The sequence below is a fragment of the Acinetobacter sp. YH12105 genome, assembly GCF_013419095.1.
Lineage (GTDB): Bacteria > Pseudomonadota > Gammaproteobacteria > Pseudomonadales > Moraxellaceae > Acinetobacter > Acinetobacter pseudolwoffii.
This window is the reverse complement of sequence record NZ_VPAU01000015.1, coordinates 37251-58188: the sequence shown is the minus strand read 5'-3', so window position 1 is coordinate 58188 and position 20938 is coordinate 37251. Positions and strand designations below refer to the sequence as shown.

Sequence of the window (20938 nt, the reverse complement as noted above, 5' to 3'; positions counted from 1 at the left end):
TTATTCGGTTTCCTTTTTTATGCAGTCCAACAAAAACTGTAAAAGCAGCGGAATTTTCTCCGCAAAATCATCCATCCCGTGACTGCCATTTGCTTCGGTCATCAGCATTGCAGGGGGACGCGCAGCACTATAATAACGATGTGCTTCACGATAATCCAAAACTTCATCGCCTTGTTGCAGCAGAACCAGCATTTTGTCTGCATCTTGTGCAACTGGCAGGGCCAATTGTTGCAGTTGTCGAAGATCCACATCATCCAGACACCAGTTCGGATGCACCTGCAAAGGCAGTTGCTCGTCAAACAGTTCACGAAACAGTTGCCATGGTCGCATTGCCGGATTAATCAGTACAGCAGGCACAGCATGCTGTGCGACCAGATATGTCGCATAGAATCCGCCGAGACTGCTGCCCACCAGCGCCACATCTTGCATTGACTGAATCCGCTCGGAAAGCTGCTGAATCGCAGCCAGTGGCGACATATTTAAATCAGGCAAATGCACCTGAACCCCGGAGTATTTTGCACAGTAGTGTTGCAGCAATGTCCCCTTGATCGAGTGGGCATTACTTTTAAAGCCATGCAAATAAATAATATTCATGAACTACCAACAAAAAACCCATTCATCATCAAAATTTAATTTAAAAAATGTGAAGTACACTACAATATCAGACCCGTTAATTACTTAAATTGTCTGACAAAAAAGCCAGAAGTATTCTGTAATTCTCGCTATTTTAGAATGAAGGCCTCAATATCTGGAAACTCGACAAGAAAAAGAATTTATACCGCGAAGTTCTTTAAAAAGAAAGATGACAAATCATGCGGCTCATTGAAAGGACAGCATCAGATGCCAAGTTTGACACCGTTACATGAAACCTATTGTCGCTGGGACCGAACCCCACCGAGTCAGGCCGATGTACTGGAAGGTCTGGCGCAGCTGGTGACGACGCGCTTTAACGACGTGATTCAGGAACTGATCAAGAGTATTCAACGTGAAATTTTAATGAGTATTTTTGGTTTAAGTGAAAATAATTCACAAAAAATTCAGAATATTCCATCGATTGCCCGGCTCTATCAAATGTCCTATGACATGCTGTTTCATTATGGCAATACCCTGATTGCACCCGGTCTACGCCAGATTATTGAACGTTTTCCCAAACTGCATAATAAGCCGCTGACGCCCTCCTTGCATTTTCTGGTCAGTGCCTTAAATGGCATTATTGGGGATTATCTGCTGAAATATCAAAACCCTTTGGCCTTGCCCATGGTGATCTATGATCATTATGGCTCATTGCAAAATGGTGAGCTGAGCGGACGGATTACCCTGTTTGTACATGGCTTATGCATGAACCATTTAGACTGGTCAAATCGAAAATATGAAGGGATTGGAGAAAAATTACTGGCCCAGCGCGACCGCAATACCATGCTGTATCTGAATTACAATACTGGTCGGCGAATTTCAGCCAATGGCCGCAGTCTGGCCAATACCTTGCAGGATCTGGTCGCTCGCAATCCGAGAATTACCAGTATTGACCTGATCGGGCATAGCATGGGAGGTCTGGTCTCTCGTAGTGCGCTGTTTTATGGCAAGCAGAATATGTATGGCTGGATCAATATGGTGGAGAATCTGGTCTGTCTCGGCTCACCACATCATGGTGCTGTTCTGGAACGTTTTGGGTTTAGCTTGCAGGACAAACTTGGACATTTCCCGCTGATCCGGCTGATTGGTCATCTGGTCAATATTCGCAGTAACGGAATTCTGGATTTACGCCATGGCAGCGTCCGTGATGATGACTGGGAGCATAATGCGCTTCGGATCGGCTTTATGGATGACAACCGTAAACCTGCCCCGATCCCGTCGCATATCGACACCTATCTGGTTGCAGGTACGATCGAATTTGAAAACCGCAAAAACAAGACCCTGCACGTGATTGGCGACTATCTGGTCAGTATCAAAAGCGCTTTGGGCGAGCATCCCAATCCGCGTTTCCAGCTCAAAGTTCCGGATGCCCACAAGGCTATTTTCTATGGCTTGAACCATTTCGAGATTCAATATCATCCGCTGGTCGCCGAACAGGTGGCACGCTGGTTCTATCCAAGTGTAGAAGATGAAGCCTTTGATCAAATTCGTGAATATACAATTGATCTGGAAAGTCTGGAAGGTATTGCCCTGACTTAACTTTCAGCGCATTAACAAGCCCTCAATTGAGAACTTGTTAATGCGAACTTATTAATATTTATCTCTGAGCCGTTTAACCGGTGCAGTTTTATATTTGCGCAGCAGTTGCCATAGACTGACCAGCAATAAAATACTAAAGAAGATCAGAGACCAGACCGGCAAAGATTGCCCCAAGAAAATCCAGTCAATGGTGGCACACTCGCCAGAACCATTGAGTACCTGTTGCAATACCGACTGCATTGGCAAGGTTTCCAGCCAGTATTCCAGGCCAGGACCACAGCTCGGCACCTGATCCGGTGGCAGATTCTGTAACCAGACATGCCGGGCAGCGACGCCCACAGACCATAAAATACTCAGCGAACCTAGCAAGGCATAGAGCCGCTTCATGATATTGGATTTAGGGTTATGCAGACATGCGATGAGTGAAATGATCCCCAGTCCAATTAATCCCACACGCTGAAACACACAGAGTGGACAAGGCGCCAGGCCCTGTACATGCTCAAGATATAAGGCAAATGCCATTCCAATGACAGCAGCCAAAAATAACATACCACTCACGAAGCGATAACCCCATTGCATGGTGAATCCTCTTATTTTTTATCGATATTGGGCTAAATAATCAGCAAAACTGACGCTGCTATCTTGCTCGAGTTGCTGTTGTTGCTGCAATGACTTTTGTGACATTTCTTCAAAATAAGCCAGTGTTTCCGGGCTAAGCTGGTGTGCTTCATAAACACTGCTATGTTGCTGAGCCAGATGCTGGCCAAAGTGCCACATACTGCCTTGAGTGCGTGTATCGCCCACCACCAGGGCAGATAAAGTTGCATCAACTTCATCGACCCGGATCTGCATCATCTTCATGGCATTGCTATACAGGTCGGTTGCATAGGTCTGATTGAGCAGCTCGGCCAGAGGCTGCATGCGTTGCAGATGTATGGCACACCAGTCTTCAATCGGATAGCATTGACCATCTGCCAGAATTGCAGCATTCGGCGCACGGCCACGATTTACCACTTCGGTCTGATTCTGCTCAATGATCTCCTGCTCCTCACCGAAAAGTGCTGGACTGTCCTGCAATAAACAATACAAGGCCACCACTTCCAGGAAGCCGGCGGTGTCTTCATTGATGCCAATCGGGCTATATGGATTGACATCGACTGCCCGCAGCTCGACATAGGCAATCCCGCGATTTTCCAGCGCTTGAGATGGGGTTTCACCCTCTTGTGGCACCTGCTTCGGACGTACCAGACTGTAATATTCATTTTCGATTTGCAGCACATGATCATTGATCTGAGTCGGCTGGCCATCTGCTGCATTTAGTCCAAGACGACTAAAGGGTTTATACGGCGTTTTGACTGCTTTTTGCAGTCCTTCTAGATAGTCTTGCAAGTTATTATAGTGAATGCCGAGCTGTTTCTGGGCTGAGTTCTGGTAGCCAAATCGTCCCATACGCAATGCTGTCGCATAAGGGGTATACAGGGTGCCTTTTACCAAGGGCAATAGATGATGATCACGACCGGTCATAAAGCACTGGCAGACTGCCGGACTGGCACCGACCAGGAACATCACCAGTGGGGTCAGACGAATAAAGTTACGGATCAGTCCCATATAGCGGTGGCTGCGATAATCCTGCAGGCTTAAGTCCTTGAGTGCTTCATCCTGCTCCTGCTGCTGTAAGGCTTCGAACAGATGATCCGGGAAAGACAGGTTATAATGCACCCCTGAAATGGTCTGCATACGGCGACCATAACGCACCCCCAAGCCATGACGATACAAGGTTTTAAATAAGCCGATATTCGAGCTGCCATACTGCGCCAACGGAATACTTTCATCGCGGCTATCCAGCATGCAGGGCATTGACATCGGCCAGAGTTTTTCCTCATTTTCCAGATGACGATGCACAATCGCGTGAATATCAGTGAGATAGTCCAAGGCTTTTTTGATCGTGTCCTGCGGCGGCGTAATAAACTCCATTAAGGCTTCAGAATAGTCTGTGGTGATATGTGGATGAGTCAAGGCTGAACCCAAGGCACGCGGATGCCCTGCCTGTGACAGGAAACCATCACTCTGCATACGTAAGCTTTCACGCTCAATACCACGCAGCATGCCTTTGATGAGTGACGACTCTACCCAGGTCGGTAACACATTTTGGGAAGTCGGTTCAGGTTGACTCATTACAATCTCGCTTAAAGGGGCTAAACTATTAAATTAAAATCATCAGTTTAATCAGTATACCGTGATTTCATGCCGGCACATGACAGGCCGCCTACTTTTCAGGCAAACTATTGATTTTTAATTTGGCAATTTTTTAACACAAACTTCCTCTATAAGACATGTGAAATTTGTGATTTTATAATTAAATGAGCAGAGGCAAACAATAAAGCATATGAATTATCAAGATTTTTTAGACTTCTGGTTTTCCCCGGCCGCAGAACCGAACTGGTTTGTTAAAAGCGCCGCCTTTGATGCCTTACTGGCTGAAAAGTTTAGTGTCTTGCATCGGCAGGCCGCACAAGGCGAATTATGGACCTGGCGAGAAACGCCAGCAGGCCGGGTGGCCGAAATCATTATCCTGGATCAGTTATCCCGTAATTTATATCGCAACGATCCACGTGCTTTTGCTCAAGATGGTATGGCTTTGGTCCTGGCGCAGGAAATGATCCAGTTAAAACTCGATCAAGCGCTTGATCCAGTCTACCGCCGTTTTTTATACATGCCCTTTATGCACAGTGAGTCAACACGTATCCATGAAGTGGCATTGCAGCTGTTTGAAGCGCTGGATAATCCAACTGTGTTGGACTATGAGCTAAGACATAAAGTGATTATTGACCGTTTCGGACGTTATCCGCATCGAAACCAGCTTTTAGGCCGGGAATCGACAGCGGAAGAATTAACTTTCCTGACCCAGCCAGACAGTAGTTTTTAAGAGTTTTTAAGCTCCGCTATCTGGACTGGATCATTGCATCAGGAGATCGAACATGAAATATACCCTCTGCGGGCTGGCTCTCATTGCGGTACTGGGTCTGAGTGGCTGTGCAACGACACCCTCAAAGCCTTTAAGCTTTGATCAGTTGGGCCGCTACAGTACCACGCCCCTCAACAGCAACACCTATCGGATTGGGTTTCAGGCCCGGCCCAATATGAGCTTTGGCACGGCTGAGGAAATTACCCTGCTCAAAGCCGCGCAGACCACTGTGCAAAATGGCTTTCAGTTCTTTAGAGTGCTGAATGATCCAAGTAATCGTACCCAGCAACCGCCACGTCAGGCGATCGTCTATCCGGCACCGAGCTATTATCCATATGGTTATTACCGTCGCTATCCGGGGTTCTGGCCAGACCCGTTCTATGACCGTCCTTATACTGTCACCCTGGATCCTGCTCAGGTGGCCTATACCATTGAATGCTTTAAAGCCGGTCAGGCACCTAGCGATGCTTTCGATGCGCGCTTGATTTTACAGTCACTTGGGACTAAATATGGTCTAAGTCCATCCGGCGCAGTGCTGCAACCGCAACCGGCCAATCCCTCTTGACAGGATGATCTATGCAGACAGAGCGTATCTCACCGAGCTTACAACGCAGTAAACGTTTTGCGACCATCGCGCTGGTGGTCGCGGTACTGATCTGGTTGGCACTCATGCTTGCTGCCAAGCTGCTGCCCGAATATGTCTGGCTGATTCATATCCTGATGCTCTCTGCAGAAGCCGGTGTGGTCGGTGGTCTGGCTGACTGGTATGCGATTACCGTACTGTTCCGTAATCCTTTTGGCCGCTTGCCGATCCCGAAATTTTTACGTGACCATACTGAAATTATTCCCCGCAACAAGGCCCGTATTGCAGAGTCGATGGGCCGTTTTGTGCAGGAAAATTTTCTTTCTCCGCAAATTGTACAGCGCAGTCTGGCCAGTACCGACCTGAGTCTGGCCGCGGGGCGTTGGCTGGCCAATCCGCAAAATAATGCGCAAGTGACTCAGGTCATTCAGCAAACAGTGCCTAAAATTTTTGAATTTGTCGGACAGCAACAGATTGCCGGCTTTATTCAGAGTAACAGCGTGCAATGGGTCAAAAATACCCAGATCAATACCCTGGCCAGCGAAATGTTGCGTGCGGTACTGGATAATGATTTCCATCAGGATGTGCTGCAGCGTGGCCTCGATGTGGTACATGCCTGGATGAGCTCACATCCGGAACAAACCCGGGAACTGACCCGCACCCTGTTTAAAGAAATGGGCGTCTGGCGTCTGGCCAAAGGTGCCAGCTGGATCGGCATTGATGTACAGCAACGCAGTATTGATTCTGTCATTCAACGGGTGGAAGCCATGCTGGCCGACCCGGATCATCCGTGGCGGCTGAAAATTGAGGAGATGGGACAAAACTGGATGTTGCAGCTGGCGGATAATGACAGTGAAGCAAGTCGTCGCCTGAATGAAACCAAAGATGCCTTACTGGACAGTCCACAAGTGCTGAATTTTATCAGTGGTGCGGTGGTGATTTTATGTGATGCGATCAAAACCGACTTGCAGAAAGCCGATTCCGGTATTGCTGAAAATCTCAGGATTGCCATTCAGCAAGTGGGAGAAAACATTATCTCGAATGCCTCAGTCCGTGAGCTGTTGAATAAACGCCTCAGCGCGATCGCGGTTGACCTGAGTGACCAGTACAGTGAAAAAGTGATTCGCTTTATCAGCGAACGCATTCACGAATGGGATTCCAGCGAGATGATCGACAAGATTGAAAATGAAGTCGGCGGTGACCTTCATATGATCCGGGTCAATGGCGTTGTGGTCGGTGCCTGCATCGGTCTGGTGTTGGGGATCATTCGTGCAGCGGTCGAACATCTGCTTTAAACAATAAGCCCTGCCTTAATCCATCATCCTTTAACCCGTGTGAAGCCCTTCAGCTTCGATCTGGCGATTCTGAAGGAAATTTATTTTGGTGCCTGAGGGCCGGACATATCGACCAGTAGCCCGGTAAACTTGCGTACAAAGGGCAATAAGGTCACCACAATCGGAAAGGCAATCGCCCAGGAAATCATCCAGTTATGGAACCAGAGTGCCATAAAGCCTTCAATCCAGCCCAGATTACGCAGCATATTGATCATGGAAATGATGCCACTCATCAGGCAAGACAGGATAAAAGGCACAATAATCAAGGCCCATTTTGCAGGAAGTTTAGGAATATCACCGATAATGGTCGGACGTTGTGGTGCAGCCACGGCATGCTCTTCTTACTATTCTCAGATGACTAATATAAGCCAAATATCGCACTGTGGCGCAGTGTTTTTTTTATGGGCATTTTTAAGCTAAAACTGCTTGTATTTTCATGAGATTCATCCAGTGATTCTGCATTTATTCAGCCCAAAATTTCCGACTAAGTGACCCGCTCCTTTTGATTCCCTAGAAATGCGTTTACCTAAAGAGCATGAAATTTGCTATATTTGCTGTTTTTCTGCGACATTTATTTTCGACTGATTATGAACACGGCAATCCAAGCAGCTCTAGAACATGCAGTGCAATCCCTTCAAGCTGAAGGTGTCCTCCCATCTGACTGGAAAAACAGCAGTAGTTTGACGCGTACCAAAGACCGAACACACGGTGATTTCGCCTCAAATATCGCGATGATTGCCTCTAAAGCTGCGGGTATGAAGCCGCGTGATTTAGCAGAAAAAATGCTTGCTGTTCTTCCTGAAGTGGCAGATATCAGCAAAGCGGAAATCGCAGGTCCTGGTTTTATTAACTTCTTCCTCAATGCAGACCAGCGCTTTGTGGTACTCGATCAAATTCAAGCACAGCAAGATGCTTATGGTCGCACCCAGGTCAATGCGGACAAACGCATTCAGGTTGAATTTGTCTCTGCCAATCCGACCTCTAGCCTGCACGTGGGTCATGGTCGTGGTGCCGCGTATGGCATGACCGTTGCCAATCTTTTAGAGGCGACTGGTGCCAAAGTAGATCGCGAATACTATGTCAATGATGCTGGCCGTCAAATGGACATTCTGGCCACTTCAACTTACCTGCGTTATTTAGAGTTAAATGGTCAGGAACTGGTCTTCCCGAAAAATGCTTACCAAGGCGACTATGTCAAAGAAATCGCGCAAAGCATTATTGACCAGGATGGCGATGCTTATGTCCGCCCGGTTGCGGATGTGTATAAAGATGTACCGGAAGATGTGCAATTCGCTGCTGAACTGGATGCAGATGGCAACAAAGTGGTGGTGTCTGGCGATAAAGAAAAACACATTGATGGTTTGATCTTTAATTCTCAGGCGTTGATTGGTACAGGCTACCGTGTCTTCCTACAGGCAGCACTCAAAGCGATTCTGGACGATATTAAAGATGACCTGGGCGAATTTGGTGTCACTTTCAACCAATGGTTCAGCGAAGAATCATTAACCGACAAAATTGAAGAAGCCTTACAGACCTTAGATCAACGTGGTTTCCTGTACGAAAAAGATGGCAATATCTGGTTCAAGTCGACTGAATTTGGTGATGAAAAAGACCGTGTAGTGAAACGCCGTAATGGCCAGACCACCTACTTTGCCTCTGACATTGCCTATCACCTGAATAAATTACAACGTGGCTATACCAATATTATTGATATCTGGGGTTCAGACCACCACGGTTATATCGCACGTGTAAAAGCAGCGATTGATGCGATGGGCTATGACTCGAAGAAATTAACAGTGCTTCTGGTTCAGTTTGTCAGCCTGTGGCGCGGTGGCGAGATGGTACAAATGTCATCTCGTTCAGGTCAGTTCGTGACCTTGCGTGATCTGCGTAAAGAAGTCGGCAACGATGCTGCACGTTTCTACTATGTGATGCGTAAATCTGAACAACACATCGATTTCGATCTAGACTTAGCGGTGTCGCAAAGCAAAGACAATGCTGTGTATTACATCCAGTATGCGCATGCCCGAATCTGCCGTATGTTAGAAAAAGCGGCCTCTACAGGTGTGAATTTTGACGCTGCGGCAGCGCGTAGTTTGGCTGCCCGACTTGAGCTGGATGCTGAAACCGAAGTTCTGGCTAAACTGGCTGCCTATCCAGAAATTCTGGTGCGTGCTGCAAACAGCCATGAGCCACATCAAATCGGCAACTACCTGAAAGAGCTGGCAGCCTTGTTCCACGGCTGGTACAACGACAATAAGGTACTCGGTGATGATGCTGAACTGACTCAGGCGCGCTTACTGTTATCAGTGAACGTACGTCAGGTATTGCGTAATGGCTTAGAACTTTTAGGTGTGTCTGCGCCTGAGAGCATGTAAGCAAAGCACCGCTTTGCATGCTCGCAAGGCGAAAGCTTCGCTTGAGTAAGCATGTATAGATTGTTTTGCATGCTCGCAAGACAAAAGCTCTACTCGAAGCCACAACGAAAACTGTTGTTTTAGCTGTTCAGAAAATACCTGGCTAGATTCTGCCAGCTATTTGAAAAAATAGCTCAAGTATAAATCTGGTGTGCAGTTTGATCTAAATAATGACATTTGGATCTTAATCACATAGGATGAAATAATAGTCAGGCATAACCACTGTTATGCCTTTTCTATGAGGCAACCCCATATAGAGGAAATCCCAAGTGTTTGGAAAAACGCAACGCGGTGTATCTGAAAGACCGAATAAGCCTAAAAAGCCACTGATTCCGACCTGGCTCGGCACACTCGTGATCATTTTAATCGTGTTGAGTTTTTTAATGGCACTGATGTTGTGGAAGCCATGGGAACCGGTTAAGCCTAAAACTCAAACGACTACAGCATCTGTCCAGGAAGAAGACACCAATAAGGATTACCGTTTTTACGATTTGTTGCCACAACAACAAGTAACTCCGATTCCTGAACAGGCGGTACCTGAAGCTAAAAGACAGGATACTGTGGTGATTGTAGAAGCACCTCGACCTGAAGTTCCTGAAGCTGCAGCAAGCACCGAACCTGGCTTGGAAGTCAGCGAAGCACCGGTTACAGCTCCGGTCAGCTATATTCTGCAAGTACGCAGCTTTGATGATCCGGATCAGGCCGATGCCCGCCGTGCGGAAATTATTCTGAATGGCCTGTCTGCTGATGTGGTCAGAAGCGTAGAAAATGGCAAAGTCTGGTATCGCGTGGTCTCAGGCCCTTATGACTCGGCTGATGCGGCACTGATTGCCCAGCAGACCTTGCAACACAGTGGCATTGATTCGATTGTGGTGAAACGCTAAAGATTTAAATGAGAAAAAGCGCCTGATGGCGCTTTTTTTGTATCCTTCCCTCTTTGGAAAAGGGTGAGGAGCATTGCTCCGCAAGGGAGGATTTATATCATTCAGGATTAATCCCCCTCGATCCCCCTTTGAAAAAGGGGGAGGATACAAGAGGCTAAAATCTTTAAACCGTATGCCCCAATGCTTCACCCATATTCACCAAAGAATTGGCCTTGAACGCGGCATCCCACTGCATTTTATGTTCTTCAAATAAAATCACTGCAGTTGAACCAAGGTAGAACCGGCCCAGTTCAGCACCCTTTTCCAAATATAAATTATGCTGGTTCAATTCAATACGACCAGATGGCTTCACTTTGCCGGTGGCAACAGTTTCAATACCGGCCACAATCATCGCGCCGACCAACACTACTGCCATACGGCCAATTTCCGTATCAAACAGGCAGACCATGCGTTCATTGCGGGCAAACAGGCCCGGAATATTTTCTGCAGTCACCTGATTCACCGAGAACAGCTCGCCTGGGACATACAATGTTTCCGTCAAGGTGCCGGCAAATGGCATATGCACCCGATGATAATCACGCGGCGATAAATACACGGTCGCGAACTCACCATTTTTGAAGGGTTCAGCCAGTTGCGGGTCAGCAATCAGCGCTTCTACAGTAAATTTCTGGCCTTTGGCCTGGAATACATCACCATTTTCAATTTTACCCAACTGGGAAATTGCACCATCTGCTGGCGAAACAATACTGCTAGTATCTGGATCAACTGCACGGACACCCTCTTTCAGGGCACGGGTAAAGAATTCATTAAATGATTTGAATTTCAGTGCATTAGCCTGTTCAGCAATCGACATATCAATGTCGTACTGTGCCTTAAAGGCGCTAATTACCGCTGTTTTGATAATCGGGTTTTCGCTGGCTGCAACTTTACCCACCACACGAGACAAGCGATGTTGCGGGACTAATCGTTGAGCTTTAATAAAAAACTGCTGTTTTAAACGTGATGTGATGCTCAAGATGGCAACTCCCCTGTGGCGATTGGACTATCGAGGCGGTTGCCCCATTCACTCCACGCACCATCATAGGCTCGAATTTTCCAGCCCAACAGGCGACCTAAAATATAGGCCAGACCTGAACGGTGATGGGACTGGCAGTACACCACAACTGGCTGATTTAAATCGAAACCGAGTTGTTCCAGACGCTGCTGGGTACGTGGTAAGGGGTGCAATTTTAAATGATTTTCACGGTTAAGGGCAGTACTCCATTCAAAATGACGAGCTCCCGGAATATGACCACCGCGTCGCGCTGCCAAACGCAGACCGGTATATTCATCTTCAGTCCGGCAATCCCAGAGTTGAACTCGTTCATTTTCAACAAGCTGGCGCAATTCAGCATAGTCAATCTGAAACGATGCTTTATTCTCAAGATTGACAGGAACCAAGTGACTCACCGGGTTAAATATTTCCTGATCGGAAGAGGTCGGCAAACCGGCACCAAGCCAGGCATGAATACCACCATTTAGCAAGCTGGTATTTTCGAAACCCAGACAATGTAGATTCCAGAGCAGACGCCCTGCCCATGCACCGCCCTCATCATCATAGGCCACGACATGATATTCAGGTGAAATATTCAGATAATTAATTAAGGCCTGCAAACCTTCCGCGTCCGGTAATAAGCCCATGCTATATTCATCCTGACGCACCAGCATTTTTGGCTTTAAATGAAGTGCATGCGGAATATGCAGCTGTTCATACACAGAAGCACGACTCAGGTCGACAATACGAAGTTTTTCATGACCCAAATAGGGAACTAAATCTTCTGCCTCAATCAGCAGGCCAAAATTAAAAGCTGCAGCGGTCATCGTTATCATGGCTATTATTAGACAAATCCTGTTGATCTTAGCACAGCTCGTTTTTACACTTATGCGCTTTCTTTTAAGACTGTTAGCAGAATTTTAGATAAACCACTGTTTAAAATCAGCAGATCTAAAAAAACCGCCTCTGGATAGAAGCGGTTTTTCAACATGCCTTAGGCCGGTTCGTTGATCTCGAATACCTGACGTAAATAGGCCAGAAAAGTATCATTATCAGTCATGGTTTTACCCGGACTATCCGAGATTTTTGCCACAGACTGACGGTTACATTCCACCAACTTCAGCACGATATTTAAGGGGGTTTGTCCCATATCATTGGTCAGGTTGGTGCCAATTCCGAAGCTGACCTGAAAGCGGTCTTTAAAGTACTGATGCAATTTCCAGGCTTTTTCCAGACTTAAACCGTCACTGAAAGTCAGCATCTTGGTTTTGCTGTCAATTTTCAGCTTTTTATAATGCGCATAAGCCTTGTCACCCCAAACATAGGGATCACCACTGTCATGACGCAGGCCGTCAAACAGTTTGGCAAAATACAGGTCAAAATCACGCAGGAAAGCATCCATACCGACCACATCAGTCAGGGCAATGCCTAAATCACCACGATATTCCTGTACCCAGGTTTCCAGTGCAGATTTCTGAAAATTACGCAGACGTACATCAAGCGCCTGGAAAGCTTGCAGGAATTCATGCGCCATGGTGCCAATCGGGGTAATTCCCAATTCTTTCGCCAATAACACATTACTGGTACCACGGAAGACATGTGGTGCAGCCTTGTTGAATTCTTCTACCACATGCTTTTGCCATTCGAAACTATAACGGCGACGTGTCCCAAAATCCGACACTAAAAATGGCGGATCATGTGGATGTTGCGATGCATCGTATTCTTTTAATAATTGTATTTTCGCCTGTAAACGGCGCTCACCTTCAGCCAGCACTTCAGGACTACGGATCCGGCTAAAATACAGTTCATTGACAATTGCCAGTACGAAGATTTCAAACATCATCGCCTGAACCATCGGGCCTTCAACTTTAATGTCTAAACGACTTTCGCTATCGATGCTGGCTTGAATAAAACGGCGTTTCAGTTGAAACAGTTCCAGATAATCGACGAAATCACTCTTGATAAAACGCAGACTTCTTAAATATTGCAACTCGTCTTCTTTGAAGTTGAGCTGACACAACAGATCAAGTTGATGATTGAGATCATCCAGAATATCCGTCAGTGGATAGACTGTATCTTCCAGATTACGACAACGAAAATGGTAGACACTATGCGTTTGCGGAAACTTGTGTAATACCACTTGTAACATGGTGAATTTGTACAAGTCAGTATCTAACAGGGAACGGATAATTGGAGCCATAACTAAGGAAATATCGCTGTGCTTATCTCAACATTAAAGCATAAAATTTTATGCAATATTGCAGGATTTACGTACAGCTAGCTGAATTCGCGACAAAAGTATCAGAGTATAAGGGGTATTATTTCGGCAACTGGCCTGGGGTTTTCCCCTGTTCTTGAATAATTTTCTGCAGCTGTTTTTCCTGACCAATCACCTTGGCAAATTCGGCTGTGGTCTTTTGCCCGGTCTGCTTGGCTTGGGCATCACAGTCGACCTGACGCAGCTGTTTGGCAATCGCAAATTCCATTTTAAACAGTGCCCCCATCAATGCGGTATTGCCTTTATTGTCGCGGGCGCAGCGATCAGCCCCATGATTGAGCAAGGTCGTCACAATAGTTTGATGGCCATAATAGGTCGCCATCATCAGTGGGGTAAAACCGGCACTATTGCGTACATCAACCGGAAAACCATACTTTAGAAATTCATGAATCACTTCGTCATTGCCGGTTTTGGCTGCGGCAAAAAACAATGCAACTAATTCCTGTTGTGAGCTCATCTGAACATTTTCCACAGTTTTAGCGGGGGAGGAGATCTCCTTGGCGGTGGCCACGTTTGCGAACATGGAACCTATCGCGAGAATACTGGCTAAAACTGCATGCTGCATAGCTTTCATGATGAACTCCAACAGAAATCAAATAGAGACATGAATCGAAAATGATTCTATTCAGATTAGATAAGATGAGTAAAACGTAGTGCCTGTAGAACTCCCCCTAGGGTGCAGGAAAGGTTTGGAGTTCTACAGGACTTTGCGGAGGTGAATTCTTAAACCCTAGTCACCAATCCTGATCGACCAATCAAAATCAGTCTTTGAGTTGTGCTGCTTTGGCTTTGACCGTTGCGATGTTGCCCTTCACCGCTTTGGTCATACGTGTACCGTAGTCGGTATCTGCCTTGTAGAAATAAGACAACATGATGTGCTTGGTTTCTGAATCTTTTACTGCACCTAAGTCCGCAGCCAGGTTCATAATCAAGTCATCTTTCTCTTTGGCAGTATACGAACGGTACAGCTCACCTGCCTGCTTGAAGTTCTGCTCTTTCACACCGATTTGCTGTACATGACCCGATAATGGTGTTTGTACCGCACGTGCTTTTGCAGTTGCAGCTTTTGGCTCTTTGCGGCTTGGCTCATAGTTCACATCCGAATCACGCTCAGACACGTTCATATAACCTTCCTGGTTGTTGTTATTTACAGCAACCACTGGACGGTTCACCGGAATTTGCTGGTGATTCACACCCAGACGATACATTTGCGTATCTGAGTAAGAGAAGATACGGCCTTGTAGCAGACGGTCTTCCGATGGCTCAATACCCGGAACCAGATTACCTGGTGCAAATGCCGACTGTTCAGTCTCATTGAAGAAATTCTTTGGCATGCGGTTCAGGGTCAATGTCCCCACTTTCACTTCTGGAACTAAGTCAGTTGGCCAGATCTTGGTGGGATCAAGTGGATCAAAATCAAACTTGCCGAGATCTTTTGGATCCAGTACCTGGATATACAGATCCCATTTCGGGAAGTTGCCGGCATAAATGTTGTTATAAAGATCATTGGTCAAGTGATTGAAGTCTTTGCCCTGTTGCACGGCAGCTTCTTTCACATTCAAACCCTTCACGCCTTGTTGCGAGCGGAAGTTGAATTTCACATATTTGTATTCGCCCTTGTCGTTATATAGCTTGTAAGCATGTACACCGAAACCGTCCTGTTCGCGGTAGCTGGTGGGCACACCTTGTTTGCCGTACACATAAGTCAGCATGTTGGTAGCCCATGGCTGGCTCGACAGGAAGTCAAATACACGGTTGGCATCTTGTACGTTTGTCACCGGGCTTGGCTTCATTGCATGAATGAAGTCCGGGAATTTGATCGCATCACGGATGAAGAATACCGGTGTCTGGTTACCGACCAGATCCCAATTCCCTTCTTGAGTATAAAACTTGATCGCGAAACCGTGCGGGTCACGCAGGGTTTCCGGTGAACCTTTACCATGAATTACCGTAGACATACGGACAAAAACTGGAGTTTTAGTACCAGTCTTGAATAGAGAAGCAATTGTTAAGTCAGACAGGTCTTTAGTTGCAACGAATTCACCATACGCCCCTGTACCACGCGCATGTACCACACGCTCCGGAATACGCTCACGACCAAAACGTTGTAGTTTTTGTACCAATTGAACGTCTTGAAGCAAGACTGAACCATTTGGGCCTGCTGTGATTGAGTTCTGGTTATCACCGACTGGCGCGCCATTGTCTTTAGTTAGAGGAGCAGCTTGTGTGGCTGTGACAGTTGCAAGCATTGCAACCAGTAATGAACGCTTAAACATTTCTAAATCTCTCAATTTATTACCTTTCCTGCAGGTGCTAAGATATATAAAAACTAAAAATTGTTAAAACAGATTATTTTTATCACTTCAATCGTTTTAATGAATTTATAAAAATTAATCAATTGATTTTCAAATATTTAAAATTCATAAAAATCAGTCTCTGATACTGCTTCAGGTTTTATTCTTGTTACAATCACGCCCATCTATCGTTATCAGTCAATATGTAAAATGCGTGCCTTATTACAAAGAGTTTTAGAAGCTAAAGTCGTGGTCGAGGGTGAAACTACGGGCGAAATAAATAAGGGAATTCTGGTTTTTCTGGGTCTGGGCAAGGACGACAATCTGGAAAAAGGTAAAAAGCTGATTGATAAGATATTGAAATACCGATTCTTTGATGATGAACAGGGCAAAATGGGCTGGAATATCAGCCAGGCTGGAGGCGGTTTACTGCTGGTTTCACAATTTACCCTGATGGCGCAAACCCAAAAAGGTTTACGTCCAGATTTTGGCCCTGCCATGCCACCTGCTGCTGCAAAAGAGCTGTATGAGCAACTGGTTGACTATGCAAAGTCACAATTTGAACATGTACAAACTGGTATTTTTGCGGCGGATATGAAAGTACATTTGGTCAATGATGGGCCGGTGACCTTTAATTTAGAAGTTGAATAGCGACATTATTTTCCACATTAAAAAGCCCTCAGATTCAGTAATCGAGATCAGGCAGGAAACTGTCTGGTTTTTTATTATTGTTATTCATAATGATATGGGGTAACTGGAAACCTCATCCCCAACGGTCTGGGGCATCAGGTGTATTGTACCGCAAGATTAGAAAATAATTGTTTCTGCAAAAGATTTAAAAAATTAAGGAGCTTAGATCTAAACTCCCTAACTGACTGGCATTACCCAGATTGAAACTGGCTGAATCCTGCCCTCAGCCCTCCTTGAAAAAGGAGAGGAAGTCAGGAGCAGAGTTTTATTTACCCGTTTTTTCTTTAATAAACGCCCGGGCAAATTTAATTTTTTCTTTGACCGGTTTGGGCAATTTGGGTGGAATCATCTTCGCCACCTGGTTAAACCAGACCAGCAGGCCAAAGTCACCTTCCATTTTGATGGTACCACTTTGCATACCGGTCATGAATGCTGTCGGGTCACCTTTGACCAAGGTCTTTACACCCTGCTCACTATCAGCAAACTGCAATACAAAATCTGCTTTCTCTGCATCACCTGAAACCGTATCAATCTGGCCATTATTGACAATGATCTGACGTGCCATACCTTCATCTGTGCCAATCTGGATCCGGAATTGACGCTCATGTACCAGTTCAATAAATTTTGGGCTGGTACGTGCCAATTGCTTCATACGTAAAGCCAGACCCGCGACCAACAAGTCCAGTGGATCTGTACTCATATCAATAAGAGGAAGTTTTAACACAGGAATGGACGACAGTTTCATGGAGGATGCCTATTCTAATTGTACGAAAATTGACAAATATCCTAGCATAATTCTTGGCTAGGTTGATTAAGCAGTTTGTATCATATTTCTAAGCTAAAAAATGCACCCGTGGGTGCATTTTTTCTTTGCGATTTTTAGACTTAACGGCTCGAAAGCTGCTGCTGATCATCTTCATAGACTGGCGTATGTTCGATACAACGGCGTTTTGCCAAGGCACGCTCTGCACGACGGTCTTCACGCAATAATAAGAAAGTGACCACCATCATGACTGCTGTCAATGCACTCAGATAACTATAGGTCATTGGCAGATCAAACCAGGCTTGTGTGCCTACACGAATCATCTCAATCAAGCCCCAGACCAACATCCCGGCTGCCATAAAACTCAACCAGCGACGATAAGGCGAGAAGAACACAGCAACTACAGCTGCAGCGACTAAACTGAAGCCCACGATCGTTGCTAAATTCGCTGTTACCATATAAACCCCTCCATCCAAATAGATAGTTTGCCTGTTTGATATTGCAACGGTTCTATCTATTGAATTTCGTTCAATCAATAAAATGGAATCTGTTGATTTGTATCTCTATGCCTGCATTATGCTGAGTTTTTTGCATAAAAAAAGTCCTGTGATCTGGTCTCACGACATACTTTGTCGCGATATTATATTGTCATTACATTTTTTGCTTTTGGCATTTTTGTGGATCAATGACTGTGTCAATGTTGGCGTGTCATTACAAAATTATCAGGGCTGTTATTGACTGAAAAAATTATTTTTCCGTTTAAGATGATCGATGTTTTTATAGTCAATCTTCTCTGCTGGCTTGGTCACCTTGGTCCAAAGGCAATCAAAAAACGCGACCCTGAGGTCGCGTTTATATCTATCCAAACGAGTGTTTATGCCTGATTCAGGTCTTTATCGTGTACCCCGAGCAGATACAGCACCCCATCCAGACCGACACTGGAAATCGCCTGCGTGGCATTTTGACGCACCAGTGGCTTGGCACGGAAAGCCACACCGAGTCCTGCAATCGATAACATTGGCAAGTCATTGGCACCATCACCGACTGCAATGGTCTGTTCCAGGGAAATTCCCATCTCTTTGGCAATTTCGCCAAGCAATAAAGCTTTACGCGCGCCATCGACAATATGACCTTTGACTTCACCCGTGACTACACCATCCTGAACATCAAGCGCATTGGCATGCACTTCATCAATATCCAGTTTGCCTTGCAGATATTCGGCAAAGTACTGAAAACCACCCGACAGAATTGCAGTACGGTAACCCAATGCTTTCAAAGTCGAAATCAGGCGTTCAGCACCCTCGGTAATGGTCAGGCGCTCGGCAATTTTCGGCAGTACCGATGCATCCATGCCTCTCAATAAAGCCACACGGGCACGGAAACTGGCCTGAAAATCAAGTTCACCTTGCATGGCGCGTTCGGTGATTTCAGCAACCTGCGCACCGACTCCTGCTTCAATCGCCAGTTCATCAATCACTTCCTGTTCGATCAGGGTCGAGTCCATATCAAAACAGACCAGACGGCGGTTACGGCGATAGGCATTGTCTTCCTGAACCGCAACATCGACATTCAGTTCACTGGACAAACGCAAACAGGCAGCACGCATGGCTGCGGCATCCAGCATTTGTCCTTTTAAACCAAATTCGATACAGGCACGTTTCGGACCGGTACTGCTGCCATCCAGGGCCGGACGGCCAGACAGACGGGTTACGGTTTCAATATTAAAACCCTGAGCCGAGACAATCTGGGTCACGGCCTGCAAATGAGAGGCATTTAATTCAGGGGCCAATGCCGTTACGATATAACGTGTGCGCCCACCCTCTTTGACCCACTGATCATATTCAGTCGCAGAGATCGGTTTAAAGCGCACAGTTAACCCGATATCATGTGCTAGAATCAGGATTTCCTTCATGGCTAATGCTGTCGCCGTTTGGTCATCAGACGCTACAACAATACCTAAGGTTAACTGATTATGAATAACCGCTTGCCCCACATCTAAAATCTGTAGGGAATGGGCGGACAAAACCTGCATTAATCGTGTAAATTGATTAGGCTGGTCAGGTCCTAAAAATGATATAAGAATGATTTCTCGCATGAATTGACTCGGGTCTGAGCTACAACTATTGTTAGAATCATAATCGAAATTGAACAGAATTGCCTTGGAAGTTTACGTTGAATGCGCCTAGACAAGGGCTATTTGCTAGCCTATTGATTGTAAGTTTTGCTCTGCATACCTTTTTACTGGTATTGGCAACCACTCACCAACTGAATGAAAACCGCACCAGTCAGGGGCAGCTGATCACCAGTCAACTGGTGACAGACAGCCTGTCCGAGCTGGAACCCGCCAATCGTGTTTCTCTGGCTTTGCTGGCAAATCGTTATGCGACCAACCCGAGTGTGGCTTCGATTCGAATTCTGGATGCGAAAGGTCAGGTTTTAGCCACCGGTGGACTGACCAAAACTCGTGATGGTGAAGTTTTTGTCCGTGATGCACTGCAAAACGAGAAAAAAGTCGGTCTGATTGAAATCACCCTGATTGAGCCAAGTATGGGTGAAATTCTGCGGACGCAATGGCTGGCGATTCTGTTCTCTTTCATTATTCATGCTTTGATTTGGGTGGCGTACCGCGCGATCGCGCGTCCTAGCCGAACCGAATATCTGGCACGCATTAACAATGAATCCCGTTTAAAATTCGAGATTCAGACCCTGACCCAAGCTCTGGAACAGGAAAAGCACAATGCTGCGCTGGCCATTGCCCAAGCCCAGCAGGCAGTAAAAAATAAAGCCAAAGAAAAAGAACATAAGCCAGCTGTACTGGAAAGCGATAGCCTGAGCTTGAATATCCAGTTCTATGATCCAAAACAGTTACTCGATAGCGTGAATAAAACCGTATCGGTGCCTTATTTCAACCTGTGTCAGATTTTCCTGAATAAAGCCACTGAACTCTGTGTGCAGCGCTACAAACTGAATGGCAGTGATATTAGTACTGTGCATAAATTTGATGAAAAAGGTGCCACTATCAGCATTGCGGCAGACAAGCCAAATGCCTTGGCCTGCCTGACCATGATCAGTGCGGTATTCCAGTTACTCTCGGAGGTACTGTATAAACGCTATCGTGAAGAAAAACGTTTTGTACTGCAAACCCGTAGTGCAATTGCGTCTAAAGTCGAGGAGATGCAGCTCAGCTCGGTGCAGGCCTCTGAGCGTCTTAGCCAGCACCTGGTCGCAAAAGAAAGTGCCTTACATGTCCCGAATAGCTTGCTGAAAGATGTGAGCGAACATTTCCAGCTGGTCAGTATGCCGAATCCAACCAATGTCCTGACCCGTCATGCCTTTGTGGTAAATGGCATGGATGCAGAAACGGCTGAACTGGCACAGACTTTTAGAACCGAGATTTTAAAATCCAAACAGTCCAAAGCCTCATAAAGGTTGTACAGTACAAAGCCCGACTTTAAATCGGGCTTTTTTATGCGTAGAATTTTTAAGCTGTTACTGGTCAAGTTCTATTATTCAGCGCCTTGCAGC

20 protein-coding genes are annotated in these 20938 nt (G+C 46.0%); 8 read left to right on the top strand and 12 right to left on the bottom strand.

Translation table 11 applies throughout. The annotated features are described in order from the left end of the window. On the bottom strand, positions 1-594 hold the full coding sequence (locus FTU44_RS11415) for a YqiA/YcfP family alpha/beta fold hydrolase (RefSeq protein ID WP_180050768.1): 594 nt from the start codon (positions 592-594) through the stop codon (positions 1-3). A gap of 246 nt (positions 595-840) precedes the next feature. Here FTU44_RS11415 and FTU44_RS11410 point away from each other — a divergent pair, with 246 nt between their 5' ends. Further along, on the top strand, positions 841-2172 hold the full coding sequence (locus tag FTU44_RS11410) for a hypothetical protein (RefSeq protein ID WP_005173301.1): 1332 nt from the start codon (positions 841-843) through the stop codon (positions 2170-2172). A 51-nt stretch (positions 2173-2223) separates the two neighbouring features. Here the strand turns inward: FTU44_RS11410 and FTU44_RS11405 are convergent, their stop codons facing one another. Beyond that, complete coding sequence (locus tag FTU44_RS11405; RefSeq protein WP_159138399.1) at positions 2224-2751, bottom strand: disulfide bond formation protein B; 528 nt, start codon at positions 2749-2751, stop codon at positions 2224-2226. 18 nt (positions 2752-2769) lie between these two features. Beyond that, positions 2770-4347: a glutamate--cysteine ligase gene (gene gshA / locus FTU44_RS11400; RefSeq protein ID WP_074383841.1), complete on the bottom strand. Its 1578-nt coding sequence runs from the start codon at positions 4345-4347 to the stop codon at positions 2770-2772. A gap of 211 nt (positions 4348-4558) precedes the next feature. On the opposite strand from gshA, the gene FTU44_RS11395 reads away from it, so the two are divergent. Genes FTU44_RS11395 through FTU44_RS11385 form a run of 3 tightly spaced genes read left to right on the top strand, consistent with a single transcriptional unit; the run spans position 4559 to position 7015 of the window. Beyond that, positions 4559-5098 (top strand): DUF924 family protein, encoded by a 540-nt coding sequence (locus FTU44_RS11395; RefSeq protein WP_074383840.1) that lies wholly within the window; start codon positions 4559-4561, stop codon positions 5096-5098. A gap of 52 nt (positions 5099-5150) precedes the next feature. Next, positions 5151-5702 carry a hypothetical protein gene (locus FTU44_RS11390; RefSeq protein ID WP_159138400.1) on the top strand — a complete coding sequence of 184 codons (552 nt, stop codon included), beginning with the start codon at positions 5151-5153 and terminating at the stop codon, positions 5700-5702. Between the two features lie 11 nt (positions 5703-5713). Further along, on the top strand, positions 5714-7015 hold the full coding sequence (locus tag FTU44_RS11385) for a DUF445 domain-containing protein (protein ID WP_159138401.1): 1302 nt from the start codon (positions 5714-5716) through the stop codon (positions 7013-7015). An 80-nt stretch (positions 7016-7095) separates the two neighbouring features. On the opposite strand, the gene FTU44_RS11380 is transcribed toward FTU44_RS11385, so the two are convergent. Continuing rightward, complete coding sequence (locus FTU44_RS11380; protein ID WP_159138402.1) at positions 7096-7383, bottom strand: DUF2798 domain-containing protein; 288 nt, start codon at positions 7381-7383, stop codon at positions 7096-7098. 258 nt (positions 7384-7641) lie between these two features. Between FTU44_RS11380 and argS the strand changes: the two genes are divergently transcribed. Both argS and FTU44_RS11370 read left to right on the top strand, forming a co-directional pair. After that, positions 7642-9432, top strand: a complete 1791-nt coding sequence (gene argS / locus FTU44_RS11375; RefSeq protein WP_180050766.1) for an arginine--tRNA ligase — start codon at positions 7642-7644, stop codon at positions 9430-9432. 308 nt (positions 9433-9740) lie between these two features. Next, on the top strand, positions 9741-10355 hold the full coding sequence (locus FTU44_RS11370; protein WP_180050764.1) for an SPOR domain-containing protein: 615 nt from the start codon (positions 9741-9743) through the stop codon (positions 10353-10355). Between the two features lie 163 nt (positions 10356-10518). Here FTU44_RS11370 and asd read toward each other — a convergent pair whose 3' ends face one another. The 5 genes from asd to FTU44_RS11345 all read right to left on the bottom strand — a co-directional run bounded on the left by asd (position 10519) and on the right by FTU44_RS11345 (position 15942). Further along, positions 10519-11370, bottom strand: coding sequence for an archaetidylserine decarboxylase (gene asd / locus FTU44_RS11365; RefSeq protein WP_180050761.1), 852 nt, complete (start codon positions 11368-11370; stop codon positions 10519-10521). Further along, entirely contained in the window at positions 11367-12215 is an 849-nt protein-coding gene (locus tag FTU44_RS11360; RefSeq protein WP_180050759.1) for a sulfurtransferase, read from the bottom strand. The genes asd and FTU44_RS11360 overlap by 4 nt, the downstream gene beginning before the upstream one ends. Positions 12216-12382: 167 nt before the next feature. Next, entirely contained in the window at positions 12383-13588 is a 1206-nt protein-coding gene (gene pncB / locus FTU44_RS11355) for a nicotinate phosphoribosyltransferase (RefSeq protein WP_180050757.1), read from the bottom strand. Between the two features lie 118 nt (positions 13589-13706). Continuing rightward, positions 13707-14240, bottom strand: a complete 534-nt coding sequence (locus FTU44_RS11350) for an ankyrin repeat domain-containing protein (RefSeq protein WP_180050754.1) — start codon at positions 14238-14240, stop codon at positions 13707-13709. Between the two features lie 187 nt (positions 14241-14427). Beyond that, positions 14428-15942, bottom strand: a complete 1515-nt coding sequence (locus tag FTU44_RS11345) for a catalase (RefSeq protein ID WP_180050751.1) — start codon at positions 15940-15942, stop codon at positions 14428-14430. Positions 15943-16170: 228 nt separating this feature from the next. Between FTU44_RS11345 and dtd the strand changes: the two genes are divergently transcribed. Continuing rightward, on the top strand, positions 16171-16611 hold the full coding sequence (gene dtd, locus FTU44_RS11340) for a D-aminoacyl-tRNA deacylase (RefSeq protein WP_100534550.1): 441 nt from the start codon (positions 16171-16173) through the stop codon (positions 16609-16611). Positions 16612-16915: 304 nt separating this feature from the next. On the opposite strand, the gene FTU44_RS11335 is transcribed toward dtd, so the two are convergent. The 3 genes from FTU44_RS11335 to serB all read right to left on the bottom strand — a co-directional run bounded on the left by FTU44_RS11335 (position 16916) and on the right by serB (position 19508). Next, a complete protein-coding gene (locus tag FTU44_RS11335) occupies positions 16916-17395 on the bottom strand; it encodes an SCP2 sterol-binding domain-containing protein (RefSeq protein ID WP_100329538.1) in 480 nt (159 codons plus the stop codon). A 140-nt stretch (positions 17396-17535) separates the two neighbouring features. Beyond that, the gene (gene aciT, locus FTU44_RS11330) at positions 17536-17871 is read right to left on the bottom strand and encodes a ciprofloxacin tolerance protein AciT (RefSeq protein WP_074383829.1); all 336 of its coding nucleotides are present in this window, start codon (positions 17869-17871) and stop codon (positions 17536-17538) included. A 416-nt stretch (positions 17872-18287) separates the two neighbouring features. Next, a complete protein-coding gene (gene serB / locus FTU44_RS11325) occupies positions 18288-19508 on the bottom strand; it encodes a phosphoserine phosphatase SerB (RefSeq protein ID WP_005173334.1) in 1221 nt (406 codons plus the stop codon). 77 nt (positions 19509-19585) lie between these two features. On the opposite strand from serB, the gene FTU44_RS11320 reads away from it, so the two are divergent. Next, positions 19586-20839, top strand: coding sequence for a hypothetical protein (locus FTU44_RS11320; RefSeq protein ID WP_005173336.1), 1254 nt, complete (start codon positions 19586-19588; stop codon positions 20837-20839). Positions 20840-20938: the final 99 nt, after the last annotated feature.

What these genes read in the sequence shown, in the direction of transcription:
- FTU44_RS11385 (WP_159138401.1), top strand. Translation starts at nt 5,714, where the DNA reads ATGCAGACAGAGCGTATCTCACCGAGCTTACAACGCAGTAAACGTTTT.
- FTU44_RS11390 (WP_159138400.1), top strand. Translation starts at nt 5,151, where the DNA reads ATGAAATATACCCTCTGCGGGCTGGCTCTCATTGCGGTACTGGGTCTG.
- FTU44_RS11360 (WP_180050759.1), bottom strand. Translation starts at nt 12,215, where the DNA reads ATGACCGCTGCAGCTTTTAATTTTGGCCTGCTGATTGAGGCAGAAGAT.
- FTU44_RS11345 (WP_180050751.1), bottom strand. Translation starts at nt 15,942, where the DNA reads ATGTTTAAGCGTTCATTACTGGTTGCAATGCTTGCAACTGTCACAGCC.
- gshA (WP_074383841.1), bottom strand. Translation starts at nt 4,347, where the DNA reads ATGAGTCAACCTGAACCGACTTCCCAAAATGTGTTACCGACCTGGGTA.
- FTU44_RS11395 (WP_074383840.1), top strand. Translation starts at nt 4,559, where the DNA reads ATGAATTATCAAGATTTTTTAGACTTCTGGTTTTCCCCGGCCGCAGAA.
- serB (WP_005173334.1), bottom strand. Translation starts at nt 19,508, where the DNA reads ATGCGAGAAATCATTCTTATATCATTTTTAGGACCTGACCAGCCTAAT.
- aciT (WP_074383829.1), bottom strand. Translation starts at nt 17,871, where the DNA reads ATGGTAACAGCGAATTTAGCAACGATCGTGGGCTTCAGTTTAGTCGCT.
- FTU44_RS11410 (WP_005173301.1), top strand. Translation starts at nt 841, where the DNA reads ATGCCAAGTTTGACACCGTTACATGAAACCTATTGTCGCTGGGACCGA.
- FTU44_RS11405 (WP_159138399.1), bottom strand. Translation starts at nt 2,751, where the DNA reads ATGCAATGGGGTTATCGCTTCGTGAGTGGTATGTTATTTTTGGCTGCT.
- FTU44_RS11350 (WP_180050754.1), bottom strand. Translation starts at nt 14,240, where the DNA reads ATGAAAGCTATGCAGCATGCAGTTTTAGCCAGTATTCTCGCGATAGGT.
- pncB (WP_180050757.1), bottom strand. Translation starts at nt 13,588, where the DNA reads ATGGCTCCAATTATCCGTTCCCTGTTAGATACTGACTTGTACAAATTC.
- FTU44_RS11415 (WP_180050768.1), bottom strand. Translation starts at nt 594, where the DNA reads ATGAATATTATTTATTTGCATGGCTTTAAAAGTAATGCCCACTCGATC.
- FTU44_RS11335 (WP_100329538.1), bottom strand. Translation starts at nt 17,395, where the DNA reads ATGAAACTGTCGTCCATTCCTGTGTTAAAACTTCCTCTTATTGATATG.
- dtd (WP_100534550.1), top strand. Translation starts at nt 16,171, where the DNA reads ATGCGTGCCTTATTACAAAGAGTTTTAGAAGCTAAAGTCGTGGTCGAG.
- argS (WP_180050766.1), top strand. Translation starts at nt 7,642, where the DNA reads ATGAACACGGCAATCCAAGCAGCTCTAGAACATGCAGTGCAATCCCTT.